Consider the following 445-nt stretch of genomic DNA (forward strand, 5'->3'; position numbering starts at 1 on the left):
CCCCAACCCCCGACCGGATCTCCGGCGAGATACGCTTCGACCATGTCAGCTTCGCCTTCCCGGACGACCCTGAGACCCCCATTCTCAAGGATCTGAACTTCTTCCTGCCGGCAGGCTCCAAGCTGGGCATTCTGGGCGAGACCGGGTCCGGCAAGTCAACCATGGTCAACCTCATAGCCCGCTTCTACGACCCGACCGTGGGGCATGTTCTGATTGATGGCATCGACGCGCGGGACTGGCCCCTGGCCACCCTTCGCAGCCAGGGCAACATCGTGGCCCAAGACACCTTCCTCGTCGCAGACACCATCGGCGGCAACATCGGTTTCGGTTCCCTCAGCGAACGGACCAGCGACCATACCTACATCCGCGCCCTGGCCGCCATAGCCGGGGCGGACGGCTGCCTCAAGTCCATGCCCGAAGGACAGGACACGCGGGAGGGTGAGCG

1 protein-coding gene is annotated in these 445 nt (G+C 64.5%); it reads left to right on the forward strand.

Translation table 11 applies throughout. The features are described from left to right. The coding region (locus CRD59_RS07665) for an ATP-binding cassette domain-containing protein (protein WP_113854069.1) at positions 1-445 on the forward strand (445 nt) is incomplete at both ends.

It is taken from the genome of Bifidobacterium xylocopae (assembly GCF_003315615.1).
Taxonomy (GTDB): domain Bacteria; phylum Actinomycetota; class Actinomycetes; order Actinomycetales; family Bifidobacteriaceae; genus Bombiscardovia; species Bombiscardovia xylocopae.